The organism is Bacillus sp. JJ634, from assembly GCF_036962285.1.
Taxonomy (GTDB): Bacteria; Bacillota; Bacilli; order Bacillales; family DSM-1321; genus Peribacillus; species Peribacillus asahii_A.
The window spans coordinates 1-8,608 of sequence record NZ_JBALMU010000088.1 but is presented as its reverse complement, the minus strand read 5'-3'; the positions used below and the strand labels follow the sequence as shown (position 1 = coordinate 8,608).

At 36.0% G+C, this 8,608-nt stretch carries 9 protein-coding genes; all 9 read left to right on the top strand.

The annotated features are described in order from the left end of the window. Nucleotides 1-1,008: RNA-guided endonuclease TnpB family protein (locus V7068_RS13870; RefSeq protein WP_499713276.1), on the top strand; the 1,008-nt coding region annotated here is incomplete at its 5' end. 251 nt (nucleotides 1,009-1,259) lie between these two features. Then, nucleotides 1,260-1,862, top strand: a complete 603-nt coding sequence (locus V7068_RS13865) for a YpjP family protein (protein WP_499713275.1) — start codon at nucleotides 1,260-1,262, stop codon at nucleotides 1,860-1,862. Between the two features lie 284 nt (nucleotides 1,863-2,146). Beyond that, a complete protein-coding gene (locus tag V7068_RS13860; RefSeq protein ID WP_499713274.1) occupies nucleotides 2,147-2,908 on the top strand; it encodes a TerC family protein in 762 nt (253 codons plus the stop codon). Between the two features lie 433 nt (nucleotides 2,909-3,341). Beyond that, complete coding sequence (locus V7068_RS13855; protein ID WP_499713273.1) at nucleotides 3,342-4,052, top strand: anthrax toxin lethal factor-related metalloendopeptidase; 711 nt, start codon at nucleotides 3,342-3,344, stop codon at nucleotides 4,050-4,052. 190 nt (nucleotides 4,053-4,242) lie between these two features. Further along, the gene (locus V7068_RS13850) at nucleotides 4,243-5,223 is read left to right on the top strand and encodes a thymidylate synthase (RefSeq protein ID WP_499713272.1); all 981 of its coding nucleotides are present in this window, start codon (nucleotides 4,243-4,245) and stop codon (nucleotides 5,221-5,223) included. 41 nt (nucleotides 5,224-5,264) lie between these two features. Continuing rightward, on the top strand, nucleotides 5,265-5,750 hold the full coding sequence (locus V7068_RS13845) for a dihydrofolate reductase (protein WP_402920262.1): 486 nt from the start codon (nucleotides 5,265-5,267) through the stop codon (nucleotides 5,748-5,750). A 218-nt stretch (nucleotides 5,751-5,968) separates the two neighbouring features. Continuing rightward, the gene (gene ilvA / locus V7068_RS13840) at nucleotides 5,969-7,237 is read left to right on the top strand and encodes a threonine ammonia-lyase IlvA (protein ID WP_499713271.1); all 1,269 of its coding nucleotides are present in this window, start codon (nucleotides 5,969-5,971) and stop codon (nucleotides 7,235-7,237) included. 208 nt (nucleotides 7,238-7,445) lie between these two features. Beyond that, nucleotides 7,446-7,628, top strand: a complete 183-nt coding sequence (locus V7068_RS13835; RefSeq protein ID WP_119115224.1) for a twin-arginine translocase TatA/TatE family subunit — start codon at nucleotides 7,446-7,448, stop codon at nucleotides 7,626-7,628. 90 nt (nucleotides 7,629-7,718) lie between these two features. Then, the gene (tatC, locus tag V7068_RS13830; protein ID WP_119115615.1) at nucleotides 7,719-8,474 is read left to right on the top strand and encodes a twin-arginine translocase subunit TatC; all 756 of its coding nucleotides are present in this window, start codon (nucleotides 7,719-7,721) and stop codon (nucleotides 8,472-8,474) included. Nucleotides 8,475-8,608 lie beyond the last annotated feature (134 nt).

Sequence of the window (8,608 nt, the reverse complement as noted above, 5' to 3'; positions counted from 1 at the left end):
TCGATGGATATAACCAAAAATACCATTTCGATAAAAAAGGCATCCTATGGATTTTCACTTCCTGAATTGTTGACTAAAAAGAAAAAGAAGAATTGGAACGAAAAATTCCCAAAGAAAAATGAGGCTATTCTTCTTCCTAATCTTTCGGAGGAACCGTTAGACGAATGTAACTACGCAGAAATTGTATGGAGAGACGGTGCCTATTGGTTTTGTTATACTGTGCAAGTCCCTGAAAGGGATCTATCATCGTTTGATAAAAAGGTGGCTGGTGCTGATTTAGGAGAAATTCATGCCGTGGCAGTCGCGACAGAAAACAAAGCTCTTCTTGTTTCAGGACGAGCCATGCGTAGTATCTCTCAATTCCGAGCGAAAGTATTGGCGGAATTAAGTAAAAAGATGTCTCGCTGTAAAAAAGGATCTAATCAATGGAAAAAGTATAAACAAGCCAAATATCGTATTCGTCAAACTAGTAAAAATCAACTCAAAGAGTTGGAACATAAAACCACAAAAGAAGTCGTTTCTTTTTTAGTCGAAGAACAAGTCACACATTTCGTGATAGGCCATGCATCAGGCATTGAAAAATGGACAAAGAAGAATGAGAAAAAGAAACAAAAAACGAGTAAAGTCAGAAGACAACAACTGTCATTGTGGAACCAAGGGAAAATGAAACAAAAACTCACCTATAAAGCTGCATTGATGGGGATAAAAGTAGAGGAAACAGAAGAAAGCTATACCTCTCAAGATTGTCCGTTTTGTAACGGACGACATCAAGCGAAAGGAAGACACTTTATTTGTTCTGTTCATAAAACAGAAATCCATCGTGATGTCAACGGAGCACAAAATATTGCCCGTAAAAAACATACGATGGCAGTCCAATCTCTTTATTCGGTCCTATTCAAACAACCGATTTGGTATAAACGCTTTTTGTCTGAAGAAATCAGACAAAAAACGAAACATCCGAAGGATAAACCAAAGAAAGAACCAAGTATCGCCAGTCGAATGGCGTAGTGGCACCGACCTTGCCCTTTTGAAAGACTGTTTTTCTCTCAAAAGTTGCTCGCCCAAGTTTCACCCCTGCACCTTCCTGTGGAAGTTTGTAAGTGGAATGTTTGCGAGAAAGAACCTCACTGGCTTCAGCCGTGGGAGTGGTCAGACAATATGGTTAATACAGTAATTTTCGCTACTATTTATTCGTCATCTGCTATTTTTAGGAGTATACTGAAAGGAAGAAAGGCAGTGTTATGGAAAGGGGGATTTTGTTGGCAGGAACAAAATGGCTTCGTAAAAGTCTTGTCGTTTTAATTTCTATATTAACATTTGGTCTTGTGACTCCATCGAATTTAACATGGCTAGCAGAAGCGAATACGATTAAAGATGGAGCACTTGAAGAGAAGGAAATACCGTATATACCGATTGCTGATATAGAAGAAGATAGCTTCAATAGAGAGCAGCGTATCGCTGAATTGATAGAGAAGGCAGAAACAAATGCTTATCAAAAATTTGGAGAAAAGATTCAGCCCAAAATTAACGATGAATTTCAAACGGTGATTTTACCGAAAATAGAAGAAGCAATTGTTGAAATCGCTAATCAGTTCCCTGATGAACAATTGCAGCAATTAACGATTAGTAAAAATCCGAGCGGTGGCAGAAGCGAAAAGATTTTTCATATTTTGAATACAGAAAGTGGGGAAGATCTTATTCGTTTTCATGTTCGCCAAGATCGTATCCCATTAGAGGGGTATTGGTTTAATTTTCATTATCATACATATCATGATTCATTTATGACGCACTACGAATTAGGGTCTATTTATTGGGATACGAATACACCGCCTAAATGGGGAAGTGCCAAGGTAGTGTCTTAATTATTTTAGTGTATATAAATGTAAAAAGTGATATACTAGTATAGAATAATTTGAGAAATGGTTATGTTAATGGAGAGTGTCGATGTATAAGATTGTGCGTGTGAAACTGTCGTTTTACACGCCTTTCAGCTTTTTTTAAAAGTTCTTCACGAGTCGGCAATCAACAATGTCAGTAATATAGCCTAACGAATAAATACTTGCTTAATCTAACTATTCATCAGTGAACGAATATAATATTCTCTGGTGAAGGTTTCTTTTTGTTTAGAGTAAAAGGAGCGTTTAACATGTCGGAATTGTTTCATAACATCATGAGCACTTATGCTTTATTCTTCGATGGGCAAATGTGGGTTGAGGTTTTAACAGATCCTGTTAGCTGGGGATTAATTGGTACACTTGTGTTAATGGAAGGGTTGTTGTCTGCGGATAATGCGTTAGTATTAGCTGTGATGGTGCGTCATTTGCCTGAAAAACAAAGAAGAAAAGCTTTGTTCTATGGACTTCTTGGTGCGTATCTATTCCGTTTCATTGCGATTGGCATCGGTGTATTCTTAATTAAATTGTGGTGGGTGAAAGTACTAGGAGCGGCTTACTTAGCTTGGTTATCGTATAAATATTTCCGTGATAAAAGAAGAGAAACAGGTGAAGAGGAAGAGCAAGGTTTAAATCAAAATGGCATCCTTATTCGCCTATTTGGTCCATTATGGGGAACAGTTGTGGCAGTTGAATTGATGGATATTGCTTTTTCAGTGGACAGTGTCATCGCGGCTTTTGGTGTAAGTGATAAAGTGTGGGTGCTGTTAATTGGGGGCATGCTTGGTGTATTGATGATGCGAGGTGTGGCAAGTGTGTTCTTAAAGCTCATTGATCGTATTCCCGAGCTTGAATCTGCTGCTTATGTATTGATTGCTTTCATTGCTGTTAAAATGCTTTTAACGGTATTTAATATTCACATTTCTCATACGTTGTTCTTTGTGATTATTTTCCTTATTTTTGCTGGAACAATTCTTATTCATTTTCGAAAAAACCAAAAATATACTCATTCGTAATGTAAAAAGCTGACAACTAGGTCAGCTTTTTTTGTCGAAATGATTGAGGCGTTTTAAAAGGAGAAAAAAAGTTATAAAAAAGAGGAAAAGAATAAAGAATAGTAGCCAAAGTGATGGAACAAGAGGAAATAATAAAATGCCTAGAAAAAGAGTGAACAAGCAAAGGTCGAATAATAAAAAAATTTGTAGAGAATAAACATTGAAAATTTCCTCAACCAGTTCCCGTTCTTCTTGTGTTATTGGTCGTCTGCCATAACGTCTCATAATGGATCACCTATATTTAATATATGTATCGACAGAAGAAATGTGCGTCATTCTATTGAAAGTGATTTCCAAAATTTAGTTTCATAAGCTATGATTCTCATTATGTTATAATAGAATAATAACTTGTTTTTTGTAATCTATTATACATAGTGGGGAAGGAGTATAGTCTATGCGATTTAAATATTGGATTATGCTAATCATGGTATGTATCGGATTGTTTTCTTTTTATACATTATCTCAGGCTAAAGAAGACGGGGTGAACTGGGATGAATTATCGGAAAAGCACCCTTTAAAGCAAGAAAAAATCTTCACAAATCATCAGAATTTACAGCAGTTATTTTTATTTCCAGAAGGTTCGTTTGATACAGGAGAGGCTCTCTCGATTGTTAAGTCGATTTATAGATTACCCTCCTCGATGTTAGATAAATTGGTAGATGAAGAAGTGAAAGTCAAATTGTTTAATGGCCGATTAACGGAGAATCCTAGTGCAGCCTATTTAAAAGGAGTTCAACCAAGAGGATATAAGAATGAAGAGACAACGTGGGATGATGTGCCAGGAATGGGCGGTTCACATACGGTGTTTGTCAAAATTGGAGCAAGTGATCAAGGAAATGGACATGGCTCCGTGAATTTAGAGCTTCATGAGTTAGCGCATTCCATTGATAAAATTGTTTATAGCGGTATTCGAGATGATATTGAATTTTTAGGTATTTGGAAAAAAGAAGTAGGGACACTATTTCCGAATCAAACGTATTTCAATGATTATCCAGAGGAATACTTTGCTGAAGCGTTTGCTATGTATTATGTAAATTCGGAGCAACGTCATCGTTTGGAAGGATTAGCTCCACAAACTTATATGTATATTAAGCAATTAGATTAGTTTTTTCTTGAACAGCTTGTCAAAAGAATCTTATAATCGTGATGATTAGAAAGACAGATAAATACGAATAAAGCTTTAAATGAACAAGTATCTACTTTAAAAGAGAAAATAAAAAACTACCGTAGATTCTACAAAAGTTAAACTTTTCGGATATAATGTATAAGGTGAAAACATACTGAGGTGAAGTAAATTGACGAATGAGTTAGAAAAAACATACTTGGATTTTTTACAGTATATTTTAGATAACGGTGTGAAAAAAGAAGACCGTACAGGAACAGGAACAATTAGTGTATTTGGTTATCAAATGCGCTTTGACTTATCGAAAGGATTCCCTTTATTTACAACGAAGCGTACCCCATTCCGTTTAATTGCAAGTGAGTTATTATGGTTTATTAAAGGGGATACAAATATCCGCTATTTACTTCAAAATAATAATCATATTTGGGACGAGTGGGCATTTAAAAAATGGGTTGAATCAGACGAATATACAGGCCCAGATATGACAGACTTCGGCAATCGTTGTTTAGTGGATGAAGAATTTAATAAAGTATACCAAGCGGAAATGAACGCTTTTTGTGAACGTGTACTTGAAGATGATGCTTTTGCTGAAAAATATGGTGATCTTGGTAACGTGTACGGTAAGCAATGGCGTCGCTGGACAGACTCTGAAGGAAATGAAATTGATCAGTTACAAGATGTCATTAACCAAATTAAAAATAATCCCGATTCCCGTCGTATTATCGTAAATGCATGGAATCCAGAAGATGTCGTAAATGCAGGTGCAAAGGGAAGTAAAGCTGCTTTACCTCCATGTCACGCAATGTTTCAATTCTATGTAGCGAATGGAAAACTCTCTTGCCAGTTGTATCAGCGTAGCGGAGATTCTTTCCTAGGAATAAATTTTAATATACCGTCTTATGCTTTACTTACTCATTTGATTGCACATGAATGTGATCTAGAAGTAGGAGATTTTGTACACACAATTGGTGATGCACATATTTACTTAAATCATATTGAACAAGTCAAAGAACAACTATCACGTGAATTGCGTGATTTACCAACATTAAAAATCAATTCAGAAAAGAAATCGATTTTTGATATTGAATTAGAAGATTTAACGATTGAAGGATATAATCCACATCCTTCTATTAAGGCACCAATTGCAGTCTAATATAAATGGAACCTACATTATATTAAAGGAGAAGTAAGCGTATGATTTCATTAATTGTTGCGATGGATCAAAATCGGGTCATCGGAAAGGACAATCAATTGCCATGGTATTTGCCGGCTGATCTTCAATATTTTAAAAAAGTGACAATGGGAAAGCCGATTATTATGGGGCGTAAAACGTTTGAATCAATCGGCAGGGTGCTGCCTGGTCGTGAAAATATTATTGTTACACGTAATCAATCTTATACGAATTCGGATTGTACCATATTGCATACTATCGATGAGATTAAGCAATATGCTGATCAAAGTGAGCAAGAGGTTTTTGTTATTGGTGGAGCGGAGATTTTTAAAGAGATTTTACCTGTTACCGACCGAATATATATTACCGAAATTGAGGCGAGCTTTGAAGGGGATACGTATTTTCCGAGTTTAGATGAAAATGAGTGGACTACACGTTCCTCTACACCAGGAATCGTTGACGAGAAAAATGTATACGCTCATCGCTTTGTTGTACTAGAAAGAAAATAAAACTGGAATAAAACTGGTGATTGTCGCTCGATCATCAGTTTTATTAAATTACATTATAGAATGCTGTTGACTGTTTGTCATCTCATGTTAGATAGAGGTTTAATCTAATTGTTAAATAAAGAATTTTTCGAAAAGTCAGTTACATCCTTTGATGAAAGTGTTATAATTATTAGATTAAATATTGGATTATTAAAAGGGAAAGGATATGAGGAATTGTTATGAGTCAGACAGCATCTATGAAAAGGGGAATTCAATTGGAAGATATTCTAATTGCTTATCGAGATTTGAAAGAAATCGTTGCTCACACTCCTTTACAAAAAAATGCACGGTTATCTGAGAAATATAATTGTAATGTGTATTTAAAAAGAGAAGATCTACAGCATGTACGTTCCTTCAAATTACGCGGGGCTTACTATAAGATGAGTACATTAACAGAGGAAGAAACGCAAAATGGAGTCGTATGTGCGAGTGCTGGGAATCACGCACAAGGTGTAGCGTTTGCATGTAACCATTTAGGCATCAATGGAAAAATCTTTATGCCTGCTACTACTCCAAGACAAAAGGTCGATCAAGTTCAATTATTTGGGAGAGATAACATTGAAATTGTGTTAGTTGGAGATACGTTTGATGACTCGTTTGCTAATGCGATGATTTGTGCGAAGGATGAGGGGCGGACTTTTATCCACCCATTTGATGATGAACTGGTGATTGCAGGACAAGGGACAGCGGCCGTGGAAATTCTTAATGACTGTGATGAGAAAATTGATTATGTGTTTGCTGCAATTGGCGGCGGCGGATTAATGGCTGGTTTATCCACTTATTTCAAATCCGTTTCTCCAGAGACGAAATGTATTGGAGTTGAGCCATTAGGAGCCGCTTCGATGAAATATTCCTTTGAAAAGGGAGAGGTTACAGAGCTCGAGACGATTGATACGTTTGTTGATGGAGCCGCTGTGAAATGTGTTGGGCAAAAGACGTATGAAATTTGTCATGAGAATTTAGAAGACATTATTCCTGTACCAGAAGGGAAAATTTGTACGACCATTCTTGATTTATATAACGAGCATGCGATTGTTGCTGAGCCGGCCGGAGCAATTTCTGTAGCAGCGCTCGATTTATATAAAGATCAAATTAAAGGAAAAACAGTCGTTTGTATGATTAGCGGTGGAAATAATGATATCGGCAGAATGCAGGAAATTAAAGAGAAATCACTGTTATATGAAGGATTGTTATATTACTTCATCGTTAACTTCCCACAACGTGCTGGAGCTTTAAGAGAGTTTCTAGATGAAGTATTAGGACCAAATGATGATATTAGCCGTTTTGAATATACGAAGAAGAATAATAAAGAAAGCGGCCCGGCATTAGTTGGTATCGAATTAAAATATAAAAACGACTATGCTGGATTGATTGATCGTATGAATAAAAAAGGATTTACATTTGTGGAAGTGAATAAAGATAGTAATTTGTTCCACCTTTTAATTTAGGCGCTATTCACTATTATTTATTAAGCAGTTTTTGGCTGATTTAATTAAAGGAATCTATCCTAACAATGCACCCAAAATCAGCTAAAAATAGACAAAGCTTATCTTAAATAGTTACCATTTTTAAGTGGAAATAGAGATTGCTTTTCTTTAAAACTAAAAAGTATTATAATGGCTATAAGTTGATGTCAACATTAAAGGGGATGTATCCATGCCGAATATTGGAGTACCTGGTTTAATCTTAATCATACTGTTAGCGTTAATAGTTTTTGGTCCTAAGAAGCTTCCTGAAATTGGGCGTGCGTTTGGACAAACGTTACGGGAATTTAAAAAATCAACGCGCGAATTAACGAGTGACGACTTCGAAGATCACGAGAAGAAAACGACTAAATAAACAGATGGATGAAGGCGTAAGATAGAGTTGTCTTGCGCCTTTTTGTTGACGAAACATTATTGGATTTTTCAAAAAAAGGCGTGATGGATGTTGGAAGATAAAGAACTCAATGTCATTGAACATCTTGATGAGTTGCGAAAACGATTAATTATTGTTGTCGTTAGTTTTTTTCTTTTTTTTATTATTGGCTTTATATTTGTTGAAGATGTTTATAAGTGGTTTGTGAAGGGGTTAGATGTTACCTTAATGGTGTTAGGACCGAGTGAGATTATTTGGATTTACTTCATGCTCGCATCAGTGATTGCTGTAGCAGCGACGATTCCAATTCTAGCATTGCAAATATGGCTCTTTGTTAAACCAGCTTTACGACCGCATGAAATAAAGGCAACATTAGCTTACATACCAGCTTTATTTATATTGTTTGTAGCGGGGCTTGCCTTCGGATACTTTATTATTTTTCCGATGATTTATCAGTTCTTACTTGATTTAGGTGGAGACATGTTTTTAACGAACTTCACGGCTGAGAAGTATTTTAAGTTTGTTTTTCATATGACCATTCCTTTTGCTGTATTATTCGAGCTCCCTGTTGTCATTATGTTTTTAACCTCTATCGGAATTTTAAATCCTTATGTGCTTCATAAAATTAGAAAATATGCTTATTTTGTTCTTGTGGTCATTGCTGTTTGTATAACGCCTCCAGATTTTATGTCAGACTTCGTTGTGATTGTACCGTTGTTACTTCTATATGAAATTAGTATATCGCTATCTAAAATTGTCTTTAAGCGGCGTCAAAAAAGGGAAGCAGCGGCTGAAGCAGAATATAGTCAGGGAGAAGATGTGCAATAAAGGGAAATGTCTATCAATTGATTGTCCCCCTAGATTCATAAGCGAGGAGACTGCTCTAATCAATCTTCCAACATTCTTAGTATCTTAGGGTGCATGGAGTTGGAAGTGCTAAATTGATTTCTTCTACATTTAGA